The organism is Rhodoglobus sp., from assembly GCF_053580035.1.
In genome coordinates this window covers 1357810-1383723 of the sequence record NZ_JBMDVL010000001.1, presented here as the reverse complement: position 1 = coordinate 1383723, position 25914 = coordinate 1357810, and the positions used below count along the sequence as shown (strand labels likewise).

At 60.6% G+C, this 25914-nt stretch carries 27 protein-coding genes; 16 read left to right on the top strand and 11 right to left on the bottom strand.

Going from position 1 to position 25914, the window contains the following annotated elements; translation table 11 throughout:
• Positions 1–2: 2 nt before the first annotated feature.
• Complete coding sequence (locus tag ACOH1Z_RS06840) at positions 3–824, bottom strand: bacteriorhodopsin (protein ID WP_449647693.1); 822 nt, start codon at positions 822–824, stop codon at positions 3–5.
• A 116-nt stretch (positions 825–940) separates the two neighbouring features.
• Between ACOH1Z_RS06840 and ACOH1Z_RS06835 the strand changes: the two genes are divergently transcribed.
• On the top strand, positions 941–1393 hold the full coding sequence (locus ACOH1Z_RS06835; protein ID WP_449647692.1) for a MarR family winged helix-turn-helix transcriptional regulator: 453 nt from the start codon (positions 941–943) through the stop codon (positions 1391–1393).
• Between the two features lie 462 nt (positions 1394–1855).
• On the opposite strand, the gene ACOH1Z_RS06830 is transcribed toward ACOH1Z_RS06835, so the two are convergent.
• Complete coding sequence (locus ACOH1Z_RS06830) at positions 1856–2026, bottom strand: hypothetical protein (protein WP_449647691.1); 171 nt, start codon at positions 2024–2026, stop codon at positions 1856–1858.
• Between the two features lie 179 nt (positions 2027–2205).
• Here ACOH1Z_RS06830 and ACOH1Z_RS06825 point away from each other — a divergent pair, with 179 nt between their 5' ends.
• The 5 genes from ACOH1Z_RS06825 (at position 2206) to ACOH1Z_RS06805 (ending at position 7227) form a co-directional block, all read left to right on the top strand.
• A complete protein-coding gene (locus ACOH1Z_RS06825) occupies positions 2206–2862 on the top strand; it encodes a hypothetical protein (protein ID WP_449647690.1) in 657 nt (218 codons plus the stop codon).
• Between the two features lie 328 nt (positions 2863–3190).
• Positions 3191–4477 carry an adenylosuccinate synthase gene (locus tag ACOH1Z_RS06820; protein ID WP_449647689.1) on the top strand — a complete coding sequence of 429 codons (1287 nt, stop codon included), beginning with the start codon at positions 3191–3193 and terminating at the stop codon, positions 4475–4477.
• A 173-nt stretch (positions 4478–4650) separates the two neighbouring features.
• Entirely contained in the window at positions 4651–5289 is a 639-nt protein-coding gene (locus ACOH1Z_RS06815) for a GNAT family N-acetyltransferase (protein WP_449647688.1), read from the top strand.
• Entirely contained in the window at positions 5286–6251 is a 966-nt protein-coding gene (locus ACOH1Z_RS06810) for a DMT family transporter (protein WP_449647687.1), read from the top strand. Before ACOH1Z_RS06815 ends, ACOH1Z_RS06810 begins: the two co-directional genes overlap by 4 nt.
• A 73-nt stretch (positions 6252–6324) precedes the next feature.
• On the top strand, positions 6325–7227 hold the full coding sequence (locus tag ACOH1Z_RS06805) for an amidase domain-containing protein (protein ID WP_449647686.1): 903 nt from the start codon (positions 6325–6327) through the stop codon (positions 7225–7227).
• A 12-nt stretch (positions 7228–7239) separates the two neighbouring features.
• Here ACOH1Z_RS06805 and pgm read toward each other — a convergent pair whose 3' ends face one another.
• Positions 7240–8874, bottom strand: coding sequence for a phosphoglucomutase (alpha-D-glucose-1,6-bisphosphate-dependent) (gene pgm / locus ACOH1Z_RS06800; protein WP_449647685.1), 1635 nt, complete (start codon positions 8872–8874; stop codon positions 7240–7242).
• Positions 8875–8956: 82 nt separating this feature from the next.
• Here pgm and ACOH1Z_RS06795 point away from each other — a divergent pair, with 82 nt between their 5' ends.
• On the top strand, positions 8957–9334 hold the full coding sequence (locus tag ACOH1Z_RS06795; protein WP_449647684.1) for a chorismate mutase: 378 nt from the start codon (positions 8957–8959) through the stop codon (positions 9332–9334).
• Between the two features lie 8 nt (positions 9335–9342).
• Here the strand turns inward: ACOH1Z_RS06795 and ACOH1Z_RS06790 are convergent, their stop codons facing one another.
• From ACOH1Z_RS06790 to ACOH1Z_RS06780, 3 genes are read right to left on the bottom strand one after another with little or no spacing between them, the layout of a single operon-like run.
• Positions 9343–10128, bottom strand: coding sequence for a glucosamine-6-phosphate deaminase (locus tag ACOH1Z_RS06790; protein WP_449647683.1), 786 nt, complete (start codon positions 10126–10128; stop codon positions 9343–9345).
• Positions 10129–10181: 53 nt separating this feature from the next.
• Positions 10182–10952 (bottom strand): SDR family NAD(P)-dependent oxidoreductase, encoded by a 771-nt coding sequence (locus ACOH1Z_RS06785; RefSeq protein ID WP_449647682.1) that lies wholly within the window; start codon positions 10950–10952, stop codon positions 10182–10184.
• Positions 10949–12136: an ROK family transcriptional regulator gene (locus tag ACOH1Z_RS06780; protein WP_449647681.1), complete on the bottom strand. Its 1188-nt coding sequence runs from the start codon at positions 12134–12136 to the stop codon at positions 10949–10951. The genes ACOH1Z_RS06785 and ACOH1Z_RS06780 overlap by 4 nt, the downstream gene beginning before the upstream one ends.
• Positions 12137–12313: 177 nt before the next feature.
• On the opposite strand from ACOH1Z_RS06780, the gene ACOH1Z_RS06775 reads away from it, so the two are divergent.
• From ACOH1Z_RS06775 to ACOH1Z_RS06740, 8 genes are all read left to right on the top strand, one after another.
• Positions 12314–13087 (top strand): amino acid ABC transporter ATP-binding protein, encoded by a 774-nt coding sequence (locus ACOH1Z_RS06775; protein ID WP_449647680.1) that lies wholly within the window; start codon positions 12314–12316, stop codon positions 13085–13087.
• 72 nt (positions 13088–13159) lie between these two features.
• Positions 13160–14113 carry a glutamate ABC transporter substrate-binding protein gene (locus tag ACOH1Z_RS06770; protein ID WP_449647679.1) on the top strand — a complete coding sequence of 318 codons (954 nt, stop codon included), beginning with the start codon at positions 13160–13162 and terminating at the stop codon, positions 14111–14113.
• A gap of 30 nt (positions 14114–14143) precedes the next feature.
• Positions 14144–14788 (top strand): amino acid ABC transporter permease, encoded by a 645-nt coding sequence (locus ACOH1Z_RS06765; RefSeq protein ID WP_449647678.1) that lies wholly within the window; start codon positions 14144–14146, stop codon positions 14786–14788.
• The gene (locus tag ACOH1Z_RS06760; protein WP_449647677.1) at positions 14785–15681 is read left to right on the top strand and encodes an amino acid ABC transporter permease; all 897 of its coding nucleotides are present in this window, start codon (positions 14785–14787) and stop codon (positions 15679–15681) included. The genes ACOH1Z_RS06765 and ACOH1Z_RS06760 overlap by 4 nt, the downstream gene beginning before the upstream one ends.
• Positions 15674–16666 carry an asparaginase gene (locus ACOH1Z_RS06755; protein ID WP_449647676.1) on the top strand — a complete coding sequence of 331 codons (993 nt, stop codon included), beginning with the start codon at positions 15674–15676 and terminating at the stop codon, positions 16664–16666. Before ACOH1Z_RS06760 ends, ACOH1Z_RS06755 begins: the two co-directional genes overlap by 8 nt.
• Before the next feature lies 1 nt (position 16667).
• A complete protein-coding gene (locus tag ACOH1Z_RS06750) occupies positions 16668–17411 on the top strand; it encodes a copper homeostasis protein CutC (protein ID WP_449647675.1) in 744 nt (247 codons plus the stop codon).
• Entirely contained in the window at positions 17408–18379 is a 972-nt protein-coding gene (locus tag ACOH1Z_RS06745; protein ID WP_449647674.1) for an ROK family protein, read from the top strand. The genes ACOH1Z_RS06750 and ACOH1Z_RS06745 overlap by 4 nt, the downstream gene beginning before the upstream one ends.
• A 61-nt stretch (positions 18380–18440) precedes the next feature.
• Positions 18441–19436: a Gfo/Idh/MocA family protein gene (locus tag ACOH1Z_RS06740; protein WP_449647673.1), complete on the top strand. Its 996-nt coding sequence runs from the start codon at positions 18441–18443 to the stop codon at positions 19434–19436.
• Here the strand turns inward: ACOH1Z_RS06740 and ACOH1Z_RS06735 are convergent.
• The 3 genes from ACOH1Z_RS06735 to ACOH1Z_RS06725 all read right to left on the bottom strand — a co-directional run bounded on the left by ACOH1Z_RS06735 (position 19433) and on the right by ACOH1Z_RS06725 (position 23059).
• A complete protein-coding gene (locus ACOH1Z_RS06735; RefSeq protein WP_449647672.1) occupies positions 19433–20263 on the bottom strand; it encodes a peroxiredoxin family protein in 831 nt (276 codons plus the stop codon). The two genes, ACOH1Z_RS06740 and ACOH1Z_RS06735, sit on opposite strands and share 4 nt — an antisense overlap.
• Before the next feature lies 1 nt (position 20264).
• On the bottom strand, positions 20265–22574 hold the full coding sequence (gene purL, locus ACOH1Z_RS06730) for a phosphoribosylformylglycinamidine synthase subunit PurL (protein WP_449647671.1): 2310 nt from the start codon (positions 22572–22574) through the stop codon (positions 20265–20267).
• Between the two features lie 89 nt (positions 22575–22663).
• Positions 22664–23059 carry a hypothetical protein gene (locus ACOH1Z_RS06725; RefSeq protein WP_449647670.1) on the bottom strand — a complete coding sequence of 132 codons (396 nt, stop codon included), beginning with the start codon at positions 23057–23059 and terminating at the stop codon, positions 22664–22666.
• Positions 23060–23207: 148 nt separating this feature from the next.
• On the opposite strand from ACOH1Z_RS06725, the gene ACOH1Z_RS06720 reads away from it, so the two are divergent.
• Positions 23208–24050 carry a phosphotransferase family protein gene (locus tag ACOH1Z_RS06720; RefSeq protein ID WP_449647669.1) on the top strand — a complete coding sequence of 281 codons (843 nt, stop codon included), beginning with the start codon at positions 23208–23210 and terminating at the stop codon, positions 24048–24050.
• A 58-nt stretch (positions 24051–24108) separates the two neighbouring features.
• On the opposite strand, the gene ACOH1Z_RS06715 is transcribed toward ACOH1Z_RS06720, so the two are convergent.
• Both ACOH1Z_RS06715 and ACOH1Z_RS06710 read right to left on the bottom strand, forming a co-directional pair.
• Entirely contained in the window at positions 24109–25383 is a 1275-nt protein-coding gene (locus ACOH1Z_RS06715; RefSeq protein WP_449647668.1) for a type II toxin-antitoxin system HipA family toxin, read from the bottom strand.
• The gene (locus ACOH1Z_RS06710; RefSeq protein WP_449647667.1) at positions 25373–25654 is read right to left on the bottom strand and encodes a helix-turn-helix domain-containing protein; all 282 of its coding nucleotides are present in this window, start codon (positions 25652–25654) and stop codon (positions 25373–25375) included. The genes ACOH1Z_RS06715 and ACOH1Z_RS06710 overlap by 11 nt, the downstream gene beginning before the upstream one ends.
• Between the last annotated feature and the right edge of the window lie 260 nt (positions 25655–25914).

Sequence of the window (25914 nt, the reverse complement as noted above, 5' to 3'; positions counted from 1 at the left end):
AGCTACTTGCGGACGAACATTGCGGCGTCCTCAGGAGAGTTCTCTCGTGTGGCGAAATCTGGGTCATCATCGAACGACTTCATGCGGGCGACGTAGAAGATGATCAACGCGTAGACGGCCTTCGCCAGTATGTCGGCTATCGAGTATCCGATCTGTTTGCCCACCCAAGCATCCGCCCCACTTATGTCGAGCATCGGGAGGATGTAGGCAATGGGGTAAACGCCCCAGCTGAGCAGCAGGAGGAAGCGCAACTGACTGAGGGTGCGGCGCACCGAGACTGGCTGCTTGTTAAGTGACTTACCCAACTGCACGAAGAGCACGTACAGGATGTACGCGAAGGGGATTGTGGACAGCAGGCCGAAGATTCCGCGTACGGTGTTGTCGCCGCTGATCTCGCCGGGGTATCCGAGGATGATCATGAGCGCGGCAGCGGGCAGCAGACGAATGATCAGCCCGGTCTGCACCTTGCGGGCGAGAGCTAGTACAGCAATGAGCTCAAGCAGCAGAAGAGGCACGGTCAGAAGCCAGTCAACGTACCGGTATCCCTCATTGAAGGATGCCCCAACAGCTTGCGTATATACGCCCGCGCCACCGACAGAGTCCGACACGAAGGCCTCTTTGAATGAGTCGAAGATTCGGAAGTAGTGGTAGGCCGCAATTGCGCAGACAACAATCGCCACCGTGATTGCCTGCCGGTAGCGAGGCAAGACTCGCGGCAGAGCGATTGTCAGGAACACAGCGGTGAAGAGCTGCGAAGCGATGACGAGCGAAAGGAAGTTATAGACGGTGTCGTACTGCCCTTGGGTAAGGGTGTCAGGAATCATTAGAGCCTCCGGTAGAGAGTGGATTACGAACTCCCAGAATAGTACCTCAATTAGTAAGTAACTTACCTATTAAGTTATTTACTAATTTTCCTGATTCTGCAATAAAGTTGGGTGCTATGACTAGCGCGAACGAGAAGCATGCCCTCGAGGGTTTTCCGGCGGCGGCGGTGCGTTTCGTGCGCGCTCTCGAAAGGAATCGAGAGCAGATTGCCATCGACAACGGACTGTCCGCCAGCGATCTTCGCGCACTTTTTTGGATCGCCGAACACAGCAACGTGACGCCCAAAGCAGTCGCTGAACATATGGAGATGACGACGGGTGCGATAACCGCGATAACCAATCGGCTCTCGGACCGCGGGTTGTTGCAGCGGGTCGCGCATCCCTCAGATCGACGAAGCAACTTTCTGGAACTCACCGAAACTGGCCACGTTCTAATGCGAGAAATTCACACTGATTTCAATCACATGGTTTCGGAATCGACGTCATGTCTCGCACCGGAAGAACTCATCGTGTTCGAGTCAGCGCTCACCCGAGTTGCCGCCGAAGTGGCCGCGCGAACCGGGCGCTAGCTCGTCAGAGTGCCAGGCTCTCAGCCTCGTAATTGACTCACGGGGAACTCGTTGCCATCAGGATCAGGGAGTACCGCTTCGCGGAACTGTCTAAGTCCCGCACTGGGCAGGTTGTCCAGTGGGGTACACCTCACTCTGTCGCGCTGCTGGTATTGACCGAGAGACATGAACCGATTGAGGCGAGAACTGCCCGACCCTCATTTGGGACCGATTAACCGCCGCCTAGCGGCAACCGCGTACCTAGGCCATCTATACAGCGGAGCTGTACTACACACAGCTGATTATGCACCCGAGTTAGAGAGGTCAAGTTCGCACTTGAGATCGACAGGGGGGGATTGCGACATCGAACGCAGATCGGAAGCTGGATATCGAAGTTCTGATCCCTGATATTGCGCGAGCGAAATATTCGGCCTGTTGTAGCGCGTTGCTGCCGCTAAAAGTCCGCCATAGATAGGGTGCTGGTCAGTCTCGGTGAGCTGTGCTTGTGCCTGTCGTTCCCGCGTGCCCTAAGTACTTTCTCAATGCCTTTATCGAGAGCAGGAGTGCCCATATGGAGAGAATGATGAGGACAGCGATTGCGGCGAAGGAAAGCACGTTGATGACAATTCCAAGGATCCCAATTTGACTAAGCATCTGTCCACCCTACGTATGCAGGAAGACAATCTCCAATAGACCTGAGCATTACTCTCAACATTTACTCATGTCTGAGACCATTGCCGGGCAACAACACCTTATGAGTCAAAAATTCGAAAGGTTGGATATTCAAATTGTTGAAAAGTAAAGCGATCCTTGCGTTCGCAGGAGTAGGCCTCATGCTCTTAGGCGCTGCACCCGCGAGTGCCGCTGAGGCCAACGGTCTCAGCTCAGATGAACTAGCCCAGGTAGAACAAAACATCGAGAATGCCGACGTTGTCATTAGTGACGATGATCGAGAAAGCATTCTCGCGAAATTGGCCGCCGGAGGAACACTCGATTCGACTAGCCCCAACGCAGTCCCGGTCAGTGTCGACGAGTCGGAAGCGGACGGCTGGAAGGTCACCAAATACTCATTTAGCGATGGCAGCTATTCGCTCTCATCCGAAGAAGTTCCAACCGAAATTTCGGGCTCGGACCCCAATGCGCGTTCGATCACTGGATGCACTAACAGCCAGTCTGGCTCGAAGTACATCCGCACAAACTGCACAGTGAAATTCTCTGATGCGATTTCGATGGTCAAGTTCCGCCTGAGCTACTACTTCGTCGGCGGTGGTGGTGGCGGATATGGGCACATCACTTCGATCTCAGGAAAGAGCTATGACGCAATCGGCTACAACGCCGGTTCAGGATACGTGAACATCCTTACGCAAACAGGGAGCCCAGCGACGCTTGAGGCGGGACTCAGCTACACCACAGCGGTAGGTGGAGGCACCGCAGTAGGTTTCGGCTACGTCGGATCGGGTGGCTTTTCACAAACCGCTTGGCCCTACTAACAAATAGAGTTCAGGGGCAATTTAGGGTAGGTGGCCGCGACATGTCGGATTGTCGCGGCCACCTCATGTTCCATTCTCCGCATCTCCGACCTGCTTCGGCACTCCACTCTTTGCATGCTCGCCTCGAGCTCCTGCAAATCGCCAGTGAACACCGCGGGGCACCGCTTCGTGTGGACGAGAAGTTTTGTTGCAGGATGACCAGCTGGGGTACACCGTGGGGATATCCGTCTCGCTCGCTCAAGCAAGGACTCTTGCCTTCCCGCCCGCCAGGATGCCGCTCTCGGGTAGACTGAGGTGTAATCCCCCCACATTTTCGAAGGGATCCACTATGCCAGCAATCGTGATCATCGGCGCCCAATGGGGCGACGAGGGCAAGGGAAAAGCAACCGACCTCCTCGGTAGCCGCATCGACTACGTCGTGAAGTTCAATGGCGGAAACAACGCCGGACACACCGTAGTCATCGGCAGCGAAAAGTATGCGCTGCACCTACTGCCGTCTGGCATCCTCACAGAGGGTGTCACTCCGATCATTTCCAACGGAGTCGTTATCGACCCCGAGGTGCTCTTTGAGGAGCTCGACGCCCTCATCGCTCGCGGAGTCGACGTCTCCAAGCTGCTGGTGAGCGCCAACGCGCACATCATCACCAACTACCACCGCACCCTCGACAAGGTGACGGAACGCTTCCTCGGCAAGCGTCAGATCGGCACAACCGGTCGCGGAATTGGCCCGGCGTATGCCGACAAGATCAACCGGGTCGGCATCCGAGTTCAAGACCTCTTTGACGAAAACATTCTTCGCCAAAAGGTTGAGGGCGCTCTCGACCAGAAGAACCACCTGCTCGTGAAGGTCTACAACCGTCGCGCAATCGAGGTTGAAGAGATCGTCACCGAGCTGCTCAGCTATGCCGACCGTCTGCGCCCCATGGTCGCCGACACCGGTCTGCTGCTGAACCAGGCGCTCGATAAGGGCGAGATCGTACTCTTCGAGGGCGGCCAGGCCACGATGCTGGATGTTGACCACGGCACGTACCCGTTCGTCACGTCATCCAACTCCACTTCGGGTGGCGCGGCTACCGGTTCGGGTGTTGCTCCCAACCGTCTTGAACGCATCATCGGGATCGTCAAGGCCTACACAACACGTGTCGGAGCTGGCCCGTTCCCGACCGAACTGCACGACGAGTCCGGCGAGTTCTTGCGCTCCAACGGTTTCGAGTTCGGCACCACCACCGGCCGTCCGCGCCGCTGTGGTTGGTACGACGCCCCCATCGCCCGCTACACGGCGCGCGTCAACGGTGTCACCGACTTCGTGCTCACCAAGCTCGATGTGCTCACCGGTCTCAAGACGATTCCTGTCTGTGTGGCCTATGACGTTGATGGCACCCGCCACGATGAAATGCCCGTGTCGCAGTCCGACTTTCACCACGCTGTGCCGATCTACGAAGAGTTCCCCGGCTGGGAAGAAGACATCACGGGTGCTCGCGCCTTCGAAGACCTCCCCAAGAACGCGCAAGACTACGTGCTCGCCATCGAAAAGATGAGCGGCGCCCGCATGTCAGCGATCGGTGTTGGCCCCGGCCGCGACGAGATCATCGTTCGTCACGACCTCGTCGACTAAGCACTTCAGCAACTCGTTCGCACTCAAGCGGCACGCACCGGAGAGATTCGGGGCGTGCCGCTTGTGCGTGCGCGGGTAGCCAATCGGGAATTGCTGGACTCAACGTCAGTAATCGGTGGGTGAAAGTCCGAAATCCGCGCGTGGAGAGGGTGTGCCGGTGGGAGTATTTGTAGGTGACCCTAACGCGCCCGCAGCCCCGCATCCTTCTGGGAACTTTCGTTTCCGTTGAGCCCCTGACGGAAGCGCACCTCGCTGCGCTCTGGCCAGCCCTCAGTGTGCCAGAAGTCTTCGCGGGAGGCTATGGCGGAGGCCCAGCCGGGTTGCCGGCAGACGAGGCATCCTTTATGAAGTGGATGCGCGCCGGCTACCTCGGTTATGCCGACCGGATGCCGTTCGCCGTGCGCCTCCGTTCTGGTTCTGGGGCTGAGCCCGGCCCTGACGCTGGTCGGCTCATTGGCGTGAGCACCCTCGGCGACCTCGACGAAACCAACGCCAACGCCCACCTCGGCTGGACCGCCTACGACCCCACCGTGTGGGGAACCGCAGTGAACCCCGAGACGAAACTCCTGCTCCTCGGCTTCGCCTTCGAGAACGGCTACAACCGAGTGCGTCTCCAAGCGGACTCCATCAACGATCGTTCGCGCGCCGCGATCCTCAAGCTCGGAGCCACTTTCGAGGGGATTCATCGCAAACACCTCCTGCGGGCTGACGGCTCGTGGCGAGACACCGCCGTGTATTCCATCATCGACACCGAGTGGCCGGCCGTGAAAACGGGGCTGCTCGCGCGTCTCGGGCAGGAGCCGCGCTCGTGAGCGCCCCCGTCATCAAGCCGGGGCGTGAAGAAAAACACGACAACGCATCCCCGCTGGGAACCTGGCTACGGTTTGCGGGCGCCGGGCTTGTGTGGGGTTCAAGCTTTCTCTTCATGAAGGTGGCTTTGGATGGCGTGAGCTTTGGGCAGGTCGCCTGGAGTCGGGCCGTGCTGGGCGCAATCGCGCTGGTCGTCGTCTTCGCGGTCAGTCGCCGCAGGCTCCCACGCAAGCCCATCGTCTGGGCGCACTTCACCGTGCTCGCATTTCTCTTCGCCGTGTTCCCCTACCTACTGTTTGCGTGGGCAGAACAGTATGTGAGCTCGGGCCTCGCCAGCATCTACAACGCAACAACCCCCATCATGACGGCCATCTTTGCAACCCTCGTATTCCGGGTTGAGAAGCTGACGCGCTCGCAAATTGCCGGTGTCACCCTCGGCATCTTCGGGGTGTTCGTGATCATCGCACCCTGGCAAGCTGGCGACATCAGCGGCAGCCTCCTCGGGCAGCTCGCATGCTTGGGTGCCGCCCTCTGTTACGGCGCGGCGATGAGTTATCAGCGCAGATTTGTGGCGCCATACAAGGTTCCCGGCGTGACCTCCGCAACCATGAATATCGGCATTGCCGCTGTCATTTACATTCTGCTCACCCCACTCGTTGCAGTTGGCCCCGTGAACCTCACGCTTCCCGTGCTCGCAAGCCTGCTTGCGCTCGGTGTGCTCGGCACCGGCATGGCCTACGTCTGGAACTACCGGGTGCTCGCCGAATGGGGACCAACCCGCACGTCAACCGTCACCTACATCACGCCAGTGATCGGCGTCATCCTCGGCTTCGTCATCCTCAAAGAGACCATGTCGTGGCACGAACCCGTTGGAGCCGTTCTCGTCATCATTGGGGTACTCCTCGCGCAGGGGCGGCTGAAGTGGCCAGTCGGGGCGAAACAGTCGCGCGCGCCGCTCACGTAACTAATTCCTATGGATCAGTCGGAATAGACACTGTGAAGCAGCACAACCCACCATCTTCTGGGAAACTGTCTTAGTGCCTTCCACCTTTCTGATCCGCCGCCTGGGCGTTGCCGCTGCCGCTCTCGGTGTCGTGGCAGCCATCACCGCCTTTGTGATTCTGGCGGCTCCGGTTCCAGAAACCGCCGCACCGATAGGCGAAGATGTTGCAGAAGTAGCACCGCCAACACCCGAAGTTCTGGGGGCCAGTGCGCTGACAGGAACACTCGTCGGGGGCGAGTCGATCGAGATCACCGGCGTGGCTCTCGACGACGTTACCGCCGTCACTTTCGGCGGCATCCCCGCCACCAACATTGTTGTTACTGACAGCGAAACACTGACGGCCATCGTGCCCTCAGCTCTAGATTTCCAGCCAGCAACCGTAGCCATCGAAGTGATGGTGGATGCGGAAGTCCTCCCCTCTGAGACACCTCTCGAATACAGCTACGCCGCATCCACCCCGGTCGACAAACAGATGCAGTATCTGCTGGCTCACTGGCAGGACTACAACATCGCTGAATACGGTGACCTCAACCCTGTCGGCGGCGACTGCGCCAACTTCGCCAGCCAGTCACTGCTCATGCGCGGCTGGACAATGACCTCGGAATGGTTCAACCACAACGCCGCCGCAGACTGGAGCGGAGCCTGGGGCTACGTGCCAACCATGGAGAACTGGCTGCTCTCGAACCCCGAGCTCGGCGCAACCCAATTGAGCTTCGACCAGCGCGATCAAGCGAAAGTCGGCGACCTCGTAGTGTTCGACTGGAACGACAACAACTACCTCGACCACATTCAAGTGGTGTCGGCAGTATCAACCGTTGACGGCGTGACCACCATCAAAATGGTTGGCCACAATCTTGACACCAACTATCGCGATCTCGACACAACCATCACGGTCGATCACCCGGGCGCTACTGGGCACTTCTGGAGCATTCCGTAACGAGCGGCGAAACTACGCGTTCAGGGCCGCATCCACGATCGACTTCGCCTCGGCCTGCACTCGACGCAAGTGTTCAGCACCCTTGAACGATTCGCCGTAGATCTTGTAGACATCCTCGGTGCCGCTCGGGCGAGCAGCGAACCACGCAAACTCGGTCGTCACCTTCACCCCGCCGATTGATGCTCCATTGCCCGGTGCCTCCGAAAGCTTTGCTGTGATCGGATCACCCGCGAGCTCGGTGGCCGCGATTGCCGCACCGCTCAACTTGCCCAGCTTCGCTTTCTGCGCCTTCGTGGCTACGGCATCCACTCGTTCATAGGCGGGGTCGCCGAACTCTTCGACGAGTTCTGCGTAGAGCACTGACGGAGTCTTTCCGGTGACCGCAAGAATTTCGCTCGCCAGGAGAGCGAGCAGGATGCCGTCTTTGTCTGTCGTCCACGTCGATCCATCTTTTCGCAGAAAACTTGCACCCGCGCTCTCCTCGCCGCCGAACGCGACTGACCCGTCGACCAGACCGGGAACAAACCACTTGAAGCCGACCGGCACCTCCCAGAGGTCGCGGCCCAGTGCGGCCGCAACCCGGTCGATCATCGAGCTGGAGACCAGGGTTTTGCCGATCGCGGCATCCAGATTCCACCCCTCGCGGTGCGTGTAGAGGTAGTGGATCGCAACGGCTAAATAGTGGTTGGGGTTCATGAGGCCGCCGTCGGGAGTGACGATTCCGTGACGGTCGGCGTCGGCATCGTTGCCGGTGAGGATGTCGTACTCCTCACGGCGGGCAACGACGGAGGCCATTGCAGACTGTGACGACGGATCCATGCGGATCTTGCCATCCCAGTCGAGCGTCATGAACGACCACGTCGGGTCGACTGTGGGATTAACCACCGTCAGATCGAGGTTGTACTTCTCGGCGATGAGCTTCCAATAGTTGACGCTGGCACCACCGAGCGGATCAGCGCCGATGCGGATGCCGGCCGTGCGAATTGCGTCGATATCGATAATGTTTTCGAGATCGTCAACATAGCGTCCGCGAAAGTCGTAGCTGCCCGCTGGCGTGTATTCGGCCCCCGCGGCGACCGCGCGCTTCACATCGTGGTTGCCCGCGGCGATGATCGTGTTTGCCCGATCGGCGATCCATCCCGTGGCATCGCTGTCGGCTGGCCCACCGTGGGGCGGATTGTATTTGAAGCCGCCGTCACGAGGAGGATTGTGGCTGGGGGTGATGATGATGCCATCTGCCTGGTCAGTGTGACCCGCTGCGTTGTAGGCGATAATCGCGTGGCTGAGGGCCGGGGTAGGAACGTAGTCGTCGAACGTGTCTTTGAGCGCGTGCACATCGTTTGCGGCAAGCACTTCGAGGGCTGTGGTTTCGGCTGGTCGGGACAGCGCATGGGTGTCGCGGCCAATAAACAGTGGCCCTGAGATGCCTTGGGAGGCGCGATATTCCACGATCGCCTGCGTGATGGCCGCGATGTGCACTTCATTGAAAGCAGTATCGAGCGAGGAACCACGGTGGCCGCTCGTGCCGAACACAACGCGCTGCTCCGCGATCGACACATCCGGAACCAGCGCGTAATACGCCCCCACAAGTTCGTTCACATCAATGAGGTCGGATGCCTGGGCCGTTGTGCCTGCGCGATCATTCATGCGAACCAGTCTTCCACCTTCAACTGGCCGCAGGCACGTCATGTGGCAAACACGCAGCCCCCACACGCTCTAAAGTCGTTGTATGGCAGCAGGAGAGCAGGGCGCAGAAGACACCGGCATCGACAGCACCCCCACCGAGGTTGACCCCGAGGTTCGGGAGCAGCTGTTGGGTGCGCGACGCAGCATCGACAACATTGATGCAGCCCTCATCCATTTGCTTGCTGAGCGTTTCAAGTACACGCAGCAGGTTGGTCGGCTCAAAGCTACTAAGGGCTTGCCGGCATCTGACCCCACTCGTGAACGCACCCAGATTGCACGGCTACGGTCGCTCGCTGAGGAATCGCACCTCGACCCGGCGTTCGCCGAGAAGTGGTTCAACTTTGTGGTCGCCGAAGTTATTCATCACCACGAACAGTTCGCCTCGGGCGGCGAGCCAACGTCTGACGAACCCAGCAACTAGACCACGAACTAGATACTCTGCCAGGCGGGTCGATTTGCCCAGGTGTAGCGGTAGTAGTCAGCATTCTGAAGCTGGGATGCCGCGGCTTCGTCGACAAGCACAGTGACGTGGGGATGCAGCTGAATTGCACTCCCGGGTTGGCTCGCGGTCAGCGGCCCCTCAACAGCCGCCGCGATCGCATGTGCCTTGCCTTCGCCGAAAGCGAGCAGCACGAGGTGTCGCGCGCGCAGAATGGTGCCGAGACCTTGAGTGAGGCAGTGCCGCGGAACATCGTCGATGCTGTCAAAAAACCGCGCGTTGTCCTGACGTGTTCGCTCGGTCAGTGTCTTGATTCGTGTGAGCGAGGCGAATGATGAACCGGGTTCGTTGAAGCCGATGTGGCCTGTGCCGCCAATTCCGAGAATCTGAAGGTCGATTCCGCCAGCATCAACGATGTCACGTTCGTAGTCACTTCCTGCGGATTCGATGGATGCGCTGGTGTCTCCCGGCAGTCGCACCAGAGTGGGGTTAAGGCCGAGGGGTTCAACGACTTCGCGGGTGATGACCGCGCGGTAGCTCTCGGGGTGTCCTTCAGGAAGACCAACGTACTCGTCGAGGGCGAACCCTCTGACAGCGGAAACATCGAGTGGATGCTCGCGGAGGGAATGGGCCAGTGCGTGGTAAATGGGCAATGGCGTTGATCCTGTTGCGAGGCCGAGCACAGCATTCGGGCGCTGCGTGATGAGCGAACGGATGGCAGCTGAAGCGAGTGCACCTGCGTGCTCGCGGTTGTCGACAATGACGACTTCGGCCATAGGGGTACTCCTTAGAGGTGACGGTGACGAGGGGGAAACTTCGAGGCGAAGGGCTAAAACAGTGTGTAGCCGCCGTCGACCGTAACGATTGATCCGGTCATGAAACTCGACGCGTCACTGGCGAGGAGCACTGTTATTGGGCCCAGTTCTGAGGGCAGTCCGTAGCGTTTGAGCGCGGCCGGTTCAACGCACGTTGCCTGATATTCGGGTTGATCGACGGGGGATGCTTCGGTGAGGATGTAGCCCGGCGCGATCGCGTTCACGCGGATTCCGTGGGGTGCCCATTCGGCGGCGAGCGCTTTAGTGAGCTGGTGCACTCCGGCTTTTGACGCAAGGTAGGAGGCTTGCCAGCGCGGTTGGTTGACGATCTCCGCCGACATTGAACCGACGTTGACGATGGTGCCACCGCCGTGAGCGGCCATGTGGCGACCGGCAGCTCGACTGCAGTTCCACACGCCGTCAAGATTCGTAGACATCACTTCGCGCCACACCTCGTCAGCGACGTCAAACGCGGCTCCGCCAATACTGATGCCGGCATTGTTGACAAGGATGTCGAGGCTTCCGAGTTCCTGGATAACCCGCGAGATTGCCGTGTCGACAGAGCTCACATCAGTGACATCGAGGGCGATCCCGATAGCACGGATACCCAGCTGAGTTAGCTCTGCGGCAGCTGCATCCGCATCACTTTGGGCTCGCGCCGTGACGGCTACCGTAGCGCCTGCCTCACCGAGAGCCTGAGCTAGGGCGCGGCCGATGCCGCGGTTCGCTCCGGTCACGAGCGCAACCCGCCCGTCGAGGGCGAAGGAGTCGAGTACCCCGCTCATTCAGATACTCGCCGATTGACGGTTTCAGCATCGAGGAGCTTGTCGAGCACTACACGGGCGGCGCCGATGATTCCGCCGTTTTCTTTGGCCTGACTGACTTCGACTTCTAGTCCCTCGGTGGCAAGCGGGAGGCACTCTGTGTAGATTGCCGATTTCACGCCGCCGAGGAAGGCTCCAGCCTCACTCAAGGTTCCGCCAAGAACAATGCGCTGCGGGTTGGAGAAGTTGACGACTGTCGCCAGTACGGTGCCGGTGCGGATGCCCGCTTCTCGCAGCATTTGGGTGGCGAGTGGGTGTCCGTTTCGGGCGAGTTCGAGCACGTCGAGGGTGTCGCTGACGGTGACCGAAGCTGCCTGAAGGCTGGTGACGATTGCTGCCCCACCTGCGACGGCATCCAAGCATCCGTTCCTGCCGCACGAGCAGGGTGTTGCGGGTGCACCATGAACGGTGACGTGGCTGATATCGCCAGCCATTCCGTGGTGACCGTGGTGCAGCTCGCCGCCAACGATCACGCCCCCGCCGATGCTGGAGCCTGCCTTGATGAAAACAAAGTCGTCGACATCTTCGCCGCGGCTGATGTGTTCGCCCAGCGCCATGAGGTTGGCGTCGTTATCGACAACGGCAGGTACGCCAGAAAGTCGAGTGATTTCGGCGGCGACGTCGAGCCCGTCCCATCCGGGCATTCGCGATGGTGAGGTCAGAATGCCCTCTGGCTGGCTAACGGGCCCCGGGAGCCCCAGCCCGATACCGATAAGTCGTTGGCCGGACGGCGCGTTTTCGGTTACCAATCGTTGCGCGAGTGCCACAACCCACGGAAGGATCACATCCGGACCTTCCGCAATGTCAATGTCGACATGATGGTCAGCAATTCGCTGTGCTCGCATATCGAAGAGCCCGAATGACGCATGGCGAGCGCCGAGGTCGACGCCAATGATGAGGCCTCCGCTGGGATCGACTTCAAGTTGCCGGGGCCGTCGGCCTCCATGAGAATCGCCATTCCCCGCCTCCCGGAGGTACCCAGCCTCGATGAGGAGTTCGACTCTCGCAGCGACCGTTGTCGGGGAGAGTCCGGTTGCTCGAGCGACCTCGGCGCGAGAAGTAGCGCGGCCGTTTCTTACAAGGGTGAGGATGCCGCCCGGGGATCCAGCCGTCGTAGACGGTAGTGGTGTCGCAGGTTTCGGCATCGTGAACCAATCAGATCGGGTTGCGTACGAGTGTACTGAGTCATGTTAGTGCATTATTGGACTAAGTATCACCAAAATTGCACACAACACAAAAAGTTAGTACGCTCAACACCACCCGAAGGCGGGTCCAGCAATACCCCCGAAATAGATGCACCGGCGCATGCAAGGAGTGAACTGATGAGCGAGAGCGAAAAGCCCCAGACACAGGCGGCGACGCCCGCAATGGTGAGCCTGCGTGCCGTCGACAAGCACTACGGCCAACTGCACGTTCTGCAGAACATCAACCTTGAGGTCGCCGAGCGCGAAGTCGTTGTGGTCGTTGGTCCATCCGGTTCTGGCAAGTCCACCCTCTGCCGCACCATCAACCGACTCGAAACAATCGACTCCGGTCAGATCGCCCTCGATGGCAAACCACTGCCCGTTGAAGGCGCCCAACTGGCCCAGCTGCGCTCCGAAGTCGGAATGGTCTTCCAATCCTTCAACCTCTTCGCGCACCTCAGCATCCTCGAGAACATCACTCTCGCCCCGATCAACGTGCTCAAAACGACCAAGGCCGACGCCAAGCGCGAAGCACTTGAACTGCTCGCCCGGGTTGGTATTGCCGACAAAGCAGACCAGTTTCCCGCCCAACTTTCCGGCGGTCAGCAGCAGCGTGCGGCCATCGCCCGCGCCCTGGCGATGCACCCCAAAGTGATGCTCTTCGATGAGCCCACCTCGGCGCTCGACCCCGAAATGGTCGGTGAGGTTCTTGAAGTGATGACGTCGCTTGCCGCAGAAGGAATGACGATGGTTGTCGTCACCCACGAGATGGGTTTTGCCCGCAGAGCTGCCCATCGCGTCGTCTTCATGGATGCCGGTCAGATCGTCGAAGAGAACACGCCGGCCGAGTTCTTTGACCACCCCGAGTCTGAGCGAGCGCGCACGTTCCTGGCGTCGATCCTCGCCCACTAACTTCTATCCCGCACAAACGCACCACTGCATCACTGAACCACGCACCATCAACCACGAGAGAAAAGGAATCACATGTTCACATCAGGATCCTCACGCCGACGGGTTGCCGTCCTCGGCGCTGCTGTCGCCGTGACGGCGCTGGCCCTCAGCGCTTGCTCCACCGACTCGTCAAGCAACGTTCCCGGTGGCAACGACGCCGCAGACATGACCGACGTTCAGGCGATGCTCGCCGGTGCGCCCGTTGCCGATGACGCCCTCTTCACCCCCGGCTCGACCATGGAGAAGATCCGCGACCGCGGAACCCTCATCGTGGGCGAAGCTCTCGACGCACCCCTGCTTTCTCAGCAGGACCCCACCAACCCGGATGATGTTGCTGGCTTCGACGCGTACCTCGCGCAGCTGCTCTCGGTCTACATCTTCGGTGAGCCCAGCGTTGAGATCGTGCCACCGGCATCCGAGACTCGTGAAGCTCTGCTCCAGAACGGCACCGTCGACGTTGTCTTCAACACCTACACGATCACTGAAGAGCGTGCCGCGCAGATCAGCTTCGCTGGACCCTACTTCAGCTCGGGACTTGCCGTTGCCGTGAAGGCCGACAACGACGACATCACGGGAATCGACGACCTCGGCGGCAAGACCGTCATCGTTGGCGCCAACACTCCGGCCGTTCTTGCCGTACCAGAAGAGCAGCCAACGGCAGAGCTCGTTGACTTCGCAACCGACCCGCAGGCAGTTCAGGCGCTCCTCCAGGGCCGTGGCGATGCTTACGTTCAGGACTACACCCTGCTCGCCAGCAACGCAGCAGCGAACTCCGACCTCAAGGTTGTTGGACAGCCGTTCACGGCTGAGCCCTACGGCATTGGTCTCGGCTTCGGCGATGCTGAGTTCAAAGAGTTCATCAATAACTGGCTCCTCGAAATCCAAGAGGGTGGACAGTGGGGCCAAGCATGGACGTACAGCCTAGGAACCGTCGTCGAATCTGAAATCCCGACGCCGCCAACCATCGGATCGGTTCCCGGCTCCTAACGAGCACGGAGCAACGCCAGGAGATAACAGATGGAAATATTCACGGAGAACGCAGGGCTTCTCCTCGACGCAATCGGCACGACGCTCCTTATGGTGCTCGTCGCCGGCGTCGGGTCCCTGATTCTCGGAGTGCTTGTGACGGTGGCTCGAGTGAGCCCCATCCCAATCCTCCGGCGGGCAGCATTCCTGTACGTGCAATTCTTCATCAACGTTCCGCTCTTGGCGTTGCTCCTCCTCGCCGTCTTTGCTCTTCCGGATGCCGGCCTCATCCTTCCGCTACTGCCGACGGCGATCATCGTGCTCACTGTCTACGAAGCGGCCTATGTTGCCGAGGCAGTGCGCAGTGGAATCAATACGGTCTCGGTCGGACAGATCGAAGCAAGCCGTGCGCTCGGTCTTACGCTGTGGCAAAGCCTGCGGTTGATTGTTATTCCCCAGTCACTCCGCGCCGTTGTGCAACCCCTCGGAAACGTCATGATCGCGCTCGCCATGAACACCGCTCTTGCTGCAGTCGTCGGCGTCGTTGAGCTGACGTCTCGCGTCAACAAGATCAACCTTGTCTATGCACAGCCGATTGAAATCTTCACCGGCGCTGGTCTCGCGTACATGCTGATTGCTCTCGCCATCGGCCTCACGGCCGGCCGAATCGAACGCAAGGTGGCGATCCTCCGATGAGTACTTCCAACACCAACGTTGCCTCCTATCTCTATGAGGTTCCCGGCCCCCGCGGTCGTCGTCGAATCATCATCGGCTCGATCATCAGCGCCCTCGTTATTGGCGGCATTATTTTTGCCGGACTCTGGCAGTTTGGCAGCAGGGGCCAGCTCGACGCCGATAAGTGGGCCCCCTTCCTCGACCTCGCAATCTGGAAGTATCTGGGCGTCGGCCTCCTCGGCACCCTCCAAGCCGCAGCAATTGTCGCCATTCTTGGCGCTGCCTTCGGAACACTTCTCGCTCTTGGCCGGGTCAGCAAAGTTCGCTGGTTGAGCTGGCTCTGCGCTGGCTACATTGAGATCGCCCGCACCGTGCCGGTGCTGCTACTGATCTACCTGATGCTTTTTGGGCTGCCCCAGTTGGGCATCAACTTTCCGGTGCTCTGGAAACTTGCCATTCCTCTCACTCTGGCCAATGCCGCTGTCTTCGCCGAAATCGTTCGTGCGGGCATCCTGAGCTTGCCGCGTGGTCAAGCCGAAGCTGCCTTTAGCTTGGGCCTTCGCAGCAGCCAAGTCATGAGATTGGTCGTGTTGCCGCAGGCCGTGCGTAACGTCACCCCATCGCTGATCACGCAACTGGTCAGCCTGATGAAAGACACATCGCTCGGGTTTATCGTCGCGTTCACCGAACTTCTCTACCGCGGTCAAGTGCTGTCAAGCTTCAACCACTTGCTCATTCAGACTTACCTCGTAGTGACGATCATCTATTTGCTGGTCAACGGAAGCCTTTCGGGGCTAGCCTCTCGACTGCAGAAGAAGCCCGGTCGCACCCGCACCACTGTCGCCAGCGCCACGATGGCACTGCCCCTCCCCACTCCTGGTGGGTCATCACCACAGAAAGCACCCCATGTCTGATCTCACCGCTGGCGCCCTTGCCGAACTTGCCATCATCCGTCGTTCAGGCATGATCGAGAGCCGCCATTACGGTTCGCTTCTCGCTTTCAACGCCGACGGGAGTGTTGCCTGGGAACTTGGCGCGCCCGATGTCGAAGTGTTGCCGCGGTCGACTGTGAAGCCCTTGCAGGCGATGGCCTGTCTCGTTGCCGGTGCCGAACTTTCGGGGCCAGAGTTGGCGATCGCCGCCGGTAGCCACACCGGAGAAGATGCCCACGTCGCCATTGTCTCCGCCATTCTTAAGCGGGCTGGGCTCGATGAACATGCACTCGGATGCCCCATCGACCGCCCGGAAGATGAAGAAACTTTTGAGCGCATGATTCGTGAGGGCGAAGGCCGCAACCGTCTCCGGATGAACTGCTCGGGCAAGCACGCCGCGATGTTGCTCGCTTGCGCTGTGAACGGATGGTCAACCGACGACTACTTGGAGCCGTCGCACCCACTGCAGCAGCAAGTTCAGAAGACGATGGCCGAAATGACCGGTGTTGTCGCTACGCATACCGCGGTTGACGGATGCGGGGCTCCCCTCTTCGGAACGACCGTGCGCGGAGTCGCAGCGTCGTTCCGCGCGCTCGTGCTCGCCGACCCTGAGTCCCCCGCAGGTCGGGTCGCCGCAGCGATGCGTGAGAACCCGTTCTATGTGGGAGGCAGCGGTCACGCTAACAGCGAGCTCATGGTGAACATGCCCGGTGCGCTTTCTAAGGGTGGCGCTGAGGGTGTTATCGGAGTGGCTACGAGCGATGGTGCTGCTGTGTCAATGAAGATCATCGACGGTAGCCCGCGGGCCACTACCGTGATCGCGCTGGCAGTTCTTGATTCGCTCGGCTACGACACCGAAGCGGCCGCTCGGTTCGCTCAAGTGCCTGTGCTCGGCGGCGGAAAGCCAGTCGGTCAGATCGAAATCGGGGCCGACCTTCGTAGCGCCATCACAGCAGGGCGAGCATAACGTGACGATTCTCGAAGTATGCCTTGACGATATTGGCGGAGCACTTGATGCGGAGAAGGCCGGAGCTCAACGTATTGAGCTGTGCGCGGCTCTCGATACTGGCGGCATAACGCCCAGTCTCGGTACGGTGTCGTCGATACTTGCCTCGCTGACTTCGATGACCGTGATGGTGCTGATTCGTCAACGCGGGGGAGACTTCGTGTACTCCCCGGCCGAAGTTGATGCGATGGTTGCCGATATCCACTCGATGCGGGACCTGCCTCGCGGGGAGGGCGTCACTCTGGGCTTCGTCATCGGCGCCCTCACACCGGAGGGAACGGTGGACGTGACGGTGACGTCAGCACTTGTTGAGGTATGCCACGTGCATCCGGTCACCTTCCATAAAGCATTTGACCTTGTTGTTGACCAGCCTGCGGCCCTAGAAACGCTCATTTCTTTGGGCATTGCCCGAGTACTGACTTCCGGCGGAGCGTCAAGTGTTCTCGAGGGTGCCGATGTTATGGCCACCCTCGTGGCGCAGGCAGGCGAACGCATCACGATTCTCGCGGGCGGTGGCGTTCGGGCGCACAATGCTCAAGAGATCCTGAACCGCACGGGTGTCTCCGAACTCCACTTTCGGGCAGCCGTCGAGATCGCGAGCAACGGCTATCAGGGGGGAGCATCCGCCCTGTATGACAGCGGAAGCCGCACCGTGACGTCACCAGAACTGGTTCGCGCCATGCACGCTGCGGTGGCACCATTGTGAGTGCTGCGAGCGAGAGCGAGTTGTCCGATGTCGTTGTCGCCGTCGATCTTGGTGGCACCGCGCTAAAAGGTTCGCTGGTTTCGGCGAAGGGAGAGACGGTAGCGACGAGAACCCAACCGACCCCCGCCGAAGGAATCATCGAAGCACTGCTGTTGCTTATCGCAGAACTGCTGGATGACGCAGTGAGTCACTCGTGCCGGGTCGTTGCCGCCGGCGTTGTCACTCCTGGCATGGTCGACGAGCTTGCCGGGGTCGTTACATATGCCTCGAATCTGAACTGGCGAAACGTGCCGCTGCTCGCTGAGCTGCAAAGCAAACTCAGCATCCCCGTTGCTGTGGGGCACGACGTGCGCGCCGCGGGACTGGCCGAAAGCCGACTAGGGGCAGCTAGAGGCATTGAGGATTTCACCCTCATCCCCATCGGTACTGGAATGGCGGCGGCGCTGGTCTCCGCCACCGGCCCCATCCGTGGAGCTCTCGGAGCTGCCGGCGAGATCGGGCACATCCCGATCGTTCAAGGCGGAGAGTTGTGTGCCTGTGGCCAGCGCGGCTGCCTCGAAGTGTACGTCTCAGGTGCCGGCGTTGCTCGTCGCTATGCTGCCCGCTCAGGGCACAAACTGTCATCGCGCGAGATCGTCGCTCGGCTCGGAACTGATCCAGACGCCGATGCGGTGTGGGATGACGCTACCCGAGCGTTGGCTCAGGGGCTCGCGACGGTCACGTTGCTGCTCGATCCCGGCGTCATCGTTCTCGGGGGAGGCTTCTCGCAGGCCGGTTCTGCGTTGCTCGACCCCGTTACCCACCACCTTCGTGAAAACCTCGTCTGGCGCGATGCGCCAGAGGTCGTGCTCTCTAGCCTTGGCGGGGATGCGGGCCGAATCGGTGCCGCTCTCCTAGCGTTCGCGAAAGTAGGACGCCTCGAGGTGGCGGACAGCTGGGTGCGCGACGCGGAACGAGTGCCGCTCTAACCTGGTAGCCGCGCTGCTCTCGGGCGCGCGAAAGGCCAGGCAACGTGTTCGAGAGGAAACCATGACAGGGATCGCGATCGTTGGTCGTGGCGCGATGGGGTCAACCCATGTCCGCGCTCTGGCATCCCTCGGCCGGGCTGAGCAGATCAAGTATGTTGTTGCCCGTACGACAGGGGGTGTGGCGGAAGCGGCACCGGTGGCATCCGTCATCAGTGACTTCGGGGCTGTGCTCAACGATCCAGAGGTTGATGTGGTGTCAATTTGCACCCCAACCGGAACGCATCGCGAGCTGGCAGTGAGCGCATTGCGGGCAGGCAAAAACGTTCTGCTTGAGAAGCCGATCGCATTGACGATGGATGACGCCCGGGCTATCCGCGATGAGGCTCAACGCAGCGGAAAAGTGTTCATGGTCGCGCAGGTGGTGCGGTTCTTTGACGGGTACCGGCAGCTTGCCGACGATGTCGCCGCCGGAAAAATTGGTCGGCTCGTGTCAGCACGTGCCACCCGACTCAGCAGCAAACCCGACTGGGCGGACTGGTTGCGAGACTTTGCCGAAGCTGGCGGAATGCTCGTCGACTTTGGCATCCACGACTTCGACCAAATGAATCTGCTTCTCGGCGACCCCGTCGAGGTGTCCGCAATCGGCGAGGCAGTGACGGGCCCGGTGGAGACAACAATCACGTACCGTGACGGTGGAATTGGGCAAGTGTTGAGCTACGCCGACCTGCCCAGCGGTGCGCCGTTTCGCAGCTCTCTCGAGGTAGTGGGCACGGGAGGTTTCGCGCAGTACGAGTATGCGGCCGCATCGGTGAACTCTTCAGCGGTGTCGCGCTACTCGCTCTCGGCAGTGGCGTATGACTCTCGAGTAGTTTTGGGAGCCGATGATCCGTATGCGCGTCAGTTGGAGTACTTTCTTGACTGCGTCGCCCAGGGCACCGAACCCGGTTTCTGCCCGACACCGTCTGCTCTCACGGCGTTAGAGGTCGCTCTCGCAGCGACTACGTCGTTAGAGCTGGGCGCGCCAGTTCGAGTCGCCTCTGGGGCGATCGGTAGCTAGCGCGCGCGGATGCCGTGCTGATCGAACACGTCAAGGAACGTGGTCGGTTCAGGGCGCACACGATGGTTGTCGGTGTGTTCTGCCCAGAGGACTGTTCCGTCGCGGTCGGTGAGGATCACGGTGGGCACAACGGTGTCGAGGTCGGTGCCGGTGCTGAACATGACGGGGGTGCCGCCGGACTGCACGATGTCGAGTGCTTCGGCGGCCGCGCCATCCGCGTCGATGTAATAGGTCATCGGGATGTCGAAGCGCGTGGCGAGTTCGATGGTGTCTTGCGGCTTTTGGGGGCTAATTATTGCGATCGCGACTCCGCGTTTATCGAGTTCGCGGTATTGGGCGGCAATTGTGTTGACCTGGGCCATGCAGAAGGGGCACCAGTTGCCACGGATGAACATGATCACGTGTGGTTGGTGGGTGAGTACGCTGCTGTCGATTTGTTCGCCGGTGGTGGTGGTGAGCGGAAACAGGGGCAGTGGTTCATCGATGCGCACGGGGCCTGCGGAGAGGTGTTGCGCGGAGTACCAGTAGTTGTAGCCGAGGATCACGGCTAGCCCGAGAACGGCAACGAGCACGGCGAGTGGCCCGGCGATGATTGATGCGACTATGCCGATGAGCGAAACGGAGAGCTGCACCCATGGATGCCGGCGTGGCACAACAACGAGTCGTGTCATGAGCAGCGCCAAATAGAGCGCGTACGCGACCCACGGTAGGGCGGCGGCGAGCCACCACGGTTGTGATTCTACGAGGGCGCGTACGACGACGAGCGCGATCACCAAGAGGGAGAGCGTTGCCGTGGCCTCGCCGTAGACCGCCTTGATGAGTCGCATATTAGGCGCCGAATGCCTCCACGAGGGTTCCGCGGTGGGCGGTGAGCAGCTCTTCGAGGGTGAGGGTGAACTGGTCTTGCACTTCGAGGGCGGGTGCCGCGGCATCCGTTACTCCGATGCGCACGGCGGGGTAGTTGCGGCCTTCGCAGAGTCCGCGGAATTTCACGTCGTCTTCGCGGGGGATGGAGACGATCATGCGACCGGTTGATTCGCTGAAGAGTGCGGTGGCGGCGTCGATTCCGTCGCGTTCGAGCAGTTCGCCCAGCCAGACGCGAGCGCCAACGCCGAAGCGCATGACGGATTCGGCGAGGGTTTGGGCAAGCCCGCCGTCGGCGAGGTCGTGGGCGCTCGCGATGATGTTTTGCTCGTTGCCGGCTTTGATGAGGTCGGCGAGACGACGCTCGGCAGCAAGATCAACTGTGGGCGGGAGGCCACCGAGGTGGTCGTGGATGGTGCCGGCCCAGGCTGATCCGTCGAGTTCGAGCTTGGTGGTGCCGAGCAGGTAAATGTTGTTGCCTTCGTCTTGCCAGCCGCTCGGGATGCGCTCGGCAACGTCGCGGATCAGGCCGAGCACCGCAACCACGGGGGTGGGGTGGATGGGCACATCGCCGGTCTGGTTGTAGAAGGAGACGTTTCCGCCGGTGACGGGGATTTCCATCTCGAGGCAACCATCGGCGAGACCTTCAACAGCACGGCTGAACTGCCACATCACTTCGGGGTTCTCGGGGCTGCCGAAGTTGAGGCAGTCACTGACGGCAACGGGGTTGGCGCCGGTGGCGGCAACGTTGCGGAACGCTTCGGCGAGAGCGATTTGGGCTCCGGCGTAGGGGTCGAGTTGGCAGAAGCGACCATTGGCGTCGGTCGCGACAGAGAAGCCGAGGCCACTCTCTTCGTCGATGCGCACCATGCCGGCGTCATCCGGGAAGCTCAGGGCGGTGTTGCCGAGGACGTAGCGGTCGTACTGGCTGGTGATCCAGCTCTTGTCGGCCAGGTTGGGGCTCGCGAGCAACTGCAGCATCTGGTCGCGCAACTCGATGCCATCCTTGGGGCGGGCGAGTCCGGATGCGCTGTCGGCCTGAAGCTTGTCGATCCACTTGGGGTAGACGACGGGGCGGTCGTAGACGGGGCCATCGATCGCGACGGTGCGCGGCTCGACGTTGACGATTTCTTCGTCGTGCCAGTTGATGATGAGGCGGCCGGTGTCGGTGACTTCTCCGAGCACGCTGGTTTCGACATCCCACTTCTCGACGACCTTGAGGAAGCCTTCGAGCTTCTCCGGCTTCACGATTGCCATCATGCGTTCTTGGCTTTCGGACATCAGAATTTCTTCTGCCGTGAGGGTGGGGTCGCGCAGCAAGACCTTTTCGAGTTCGATGAACATGCCACCGTCACCGTTGGAGGCGAGCTCGCTCGTGGCACAGCTGATGCCGGCAGCGCCGAGGTCTTGGATGCCTTCAACAAGGTCACCTTGGAAGAGCTCGAGGCAGCACTCGATGAGTACCTTCTCGGCGAAGGGGTCGCCGACCTGAACGGCTGGACGCTTGGTTGGGCCGCCTTCTGAGAAGGAATCGGAAGCGAGGATGGATGCTCCGCCGATGCCATCGCCACCGGTGCGGGCACCGAACAGCACAACCTTGTTGCCAACGCCGCGAGCGTTCGCCAGGTGGAGGTCTTCGTGGCGCAGCACTCCAACGGCGAGTGCGTTGACGAGCGGGTTGGCTTGGTAGACGGAGTCGAAGTAGGTTTCGCCACCGATGTTGGGGAGGCCGAGGCAGTTGCCGTAGAAGCTGATGCCCGAGACGACACCTTTGGCGACGCGGGCGGTGTCGGGGTTGTCGATGGCGCCGAAGCGGAGCGCATCCATGACGGCGACGGGGCGAGCACCCATGGAGATGATGTCGCGAACAATTCCGCCGACACCGGTTGCTGCACCTTGGAAGGGTTCGATGTAGCTGGGGTGGTTGTGGCTTTCGATCTTGAAGGTCACAGCCCACCCTTCGCCAACGTCAATGACGCCGGCGTTTTCGCCCATGCCGACCATGAGGTTCTTGGTCATGTTCTCGCTGACCTTCTTGCCAAACTGGCGAAGGTAGTTCTTGGAGGACTTGTAGGAGCAGTGCTCGCTCCACATGACGGAGTACATGGCGAGCTCGCCGCTGGTGGGGCGGCGGCCGAGAATCTCACGAATTTTCGCGTACTCGTCGTCTTTCAAGCCAAGAGCGCCGTACGGCTGCTCTTTCTCGGGGGTTGCGGCGGCGTTCGACACCGTGTCGGCAACATGCTGGCGGGAATTGGTTGAGACGTCAGTCACGAGGGGCTTCTCCCAGAAGATTATGGATGCCGGGGTGCTCACGCCGGCTGGCTCCAGTCTACCTAGGTGCGCGAGCGCACTTCAGCGCGTCAGAACGCCATCAGAACGAATCCCGCAACGATGCTCAAGAGGCCGATTCCTGTGAGGATCGAGCCGATGAGGAGGCCACTGTTCGTGCGACGCGGCGGTGCAAGACGCCAGCGAGCGGGATGGCACTGGTCGTAGTACAGATCGACCTGGGCGCCGACATCCATGATGGGAACTTCTGACGGCTCGTGAAGGATGGAGTACTGCCTACCGTCGCCGTCAGACCAGCGGAAACCTTGAAAGCCACCGGCTTCGAAAACCTCGGCACTGGTCGCGACCCATTTGCATGCCCGCAGAGCGAGAATCCAGCCGAAAAGGAGCAGCGGGATGCCGGGAACGAGGCCGACCCACGACATCGTTTCGAGTACCGTTCCCCACGCGCTCTCAGGTTCGGTCATCCTCCGATATTATCGGCTGCCGGGGTTCTGGATGGTGCACCCGGTGGCGTTGAGGATGACGTTGCAGCGGGCCGCGCGGTCCAGCCGTCGGAGGGATCGCGAAGGATGGGCTTGGCCGCATTTCTAGCGACCCTCCACGCATGCGAGTATGAGTAATGTGACGGCTCTGGAGACGGATGGCATTATCGCGGCGGCGTCGGAAACGTTGCGGCGCACGGTCACGCTCGTGCGCCCGCTGGCTGGCGGACAGCACGCGAAGACGCTTGTGGTCGCGGACTCGACCACTGAGTACGTCGTCAGAGTGTTTCCGCCATTGGACGATGCGGTCGGGCACGAGCCACGGATCCTCGACCGGGTCGCCGCTCTGTGCGATCGCGTGCCGCGGCTCGTCGCTACGGGGCAGTTCGGCGAATGTTCGTTCATTGTCACTTCGGTGGTCGCTGGCGGACCGCCCTCACCCGACTTGCCGCTGCGCAGGGTTGCCGAGCAAATGGCGGCCGTGTTGGCGCAGATTCACCAACTCGACAGTGTCGGCCTTCGAACCCTGTCCTGGGAAACCCCGCGCGGTGACAGCACGATAGAGGCGCTCGGACGCAGAGCGTGGAAGCAACTTGATCTGGCCGACCACGTTCTCACTCACTACGATTTCTGGTGCGGAAACGCCATGTGGGAGGGTGACACGCTCACCGGTGTCGTCGATTGGTCGGGCGCTCGCAGCGCCCCACGCGGCTTGGATGTGTCATGGTGCCGCCTCGACCTCGTGCTCCTCGGGTCCAGCGATGCAGCAGATCATTTTCTCGCGGAATACGAGCGCGAATCGGGGCACCCTCTTCCCGATAGCCATGCTTGGGATCTGGTGGCTGCCGCGCGATCGGCCTCTCGTGTTGAAACCTGGGCCCCGAACTATCTCGGTGTCGGATACAGCGACCTCACTGAGAGCACCCTCCGCGAGCGGATGGACGACTGGACCTCACTCCTTTGCCTCAGCTGATCGTGCCCAGTCGGCATCCGCTTTGACGTCACCACAAATGCGGCGATGAGGGCGACCCTCAGCGCCGTGGTTCGCTGATCTCATCCCCAGCGATCAGGCGGCTGAGGTTCCATTCCATGCCGTCGAGAAGGCCGGGCGAAATGCCTGCGGGTGGCCGAGTGCTGTTGAGTGCTGAGCTGAACGCCGCGAAGGTTTCTGTCACCGTTTTTTCGATTGATCTCGGCGTCATGACTCCCCAACCTGTGGCTTCGTTGATGAGCCTTTCGGCGCTGATGCGGCGGTGGTCAAATTGCCCGTCGATCGCTAAGGCCATGGTCCAGTCGATACGGCCGTCCTGGTAGAGGTTGGGCACCGAGTCGTAGAGCTGGGTGAGGGTATCTTCGCCGGGGAGGTGAAGGATTCCGGTGTTCTTTGCGTGGCCATCGTTGTCGCCAACGAGCACCCGGTAGGTGAGCTGGCGCAACCACTCCGAGAGCGGGTTCTCTCCGTTTAAGCTTGCCGCAGCTTCAGCGATCCTCGCCGCACTGGGGCGTTGCGGGTTCGAGGGCCAGTTCTTGTCTTGAAACTTTGAGCTCGCGTTTACCCAGTCGAGCCCGAGGGCCTGCGCGCAGTCTTCTTGGTGAACGAGGGTGACAGTTTCGCCATGAACGGAGCGGTCAAAGCGTTCGATCGCCAGATAGGGGGTGCGGCCGACGGTGTGGAGTTCACTTTCGAAACGCGATAGCCCCATGGCGCGGGTGAGCTGGTGGCTGAAGTATTCGTCCGCGATCACATGAGGGCGCGACGACACTTGGGGTTTGATGATGTGGGTGGAATGAGCGCTGCCGTGCGGCTGAAGCCAGCCGGTTCCGAAGTTCGCCAACAGAAGTTTGGGCTGGAAGCCGGGGATCATCGAGCGACTGTCCTCCCGCTGGCCAAGGTCGTGATCCTCAACTGCCCTCTTCAGCATCCGGTTCAGTTCGGCGTCGCTCAGTGGTTCGTAGTATGGCGAGCTCGCGGGCTTGTCTCCGGCCGGGAGAAAGGTCAGGGCACCGGCGATCGATCCACCGAATTCGCGAAGGATGCCGAAAAGATCGTTCGGAAGTATCCCGCGCTCCGAAGTCATCGCTTCGCGCTGGTTGCCCTCGGGCCCGTAACCTCCGAGGAGCCTTGACACAAGGTTCACGTCGGTTCGAGCGCCGGGGACGGTGGTGAAGCTTTCGGTTAAACGCACTGCGCCTGGCTGGTAGTCCGCAGCCCACGTGAGTTGGACCTGCTCGGCAGACCCTCGTGCGGCCCGCGTTAGCGTTCCGATGCGCTGTTCATGAAGAAATACTGCGAGTTCACTCGCCATCGCGTGCTCCGGACTCGCTCTGTTCCTCGTCGAATTCTGAGCCCTGATGCGTCAGTTCGTACGTGACGGTGACGCGGATGCCGAGCTTATTGAGGGTGCGGAACAGCCTCGACGCGAAGAGGTTCGGTTTGCCGGATTCGATTTCGCGCAAGTAGTTGCGCGAGAACCCCAACGTTTCTGCGATGTCCTCTTGGCGGATGCCCTGTGCTTGGCGCGCGACCTTCACGACCGCGCCGAGGTCTTTGAAGTTAGTGATCCCAATGGTGGGCATCTGATGCTCCTGTCCCTCTTGTCTCTGCCTGGCTCGAAACTACGATGTACGGATAACAGTGCATAGCGCAATGCACGCTTATTCTAGCATCAATAAATGCACGGATAAGCAGTCATTTGTTTGGGGTGAAGGAGGGGATGCGTTGCTGCGCGCGGGCGTCCGCTCAGGGATCGTTTTGCGGGCACGGGAGTGCGTGCAGTTCGGTGCCGCAGAACGGCGACGCGCATCGGTGAGGCAACGGCATCCGTTGGGGCGTGTTG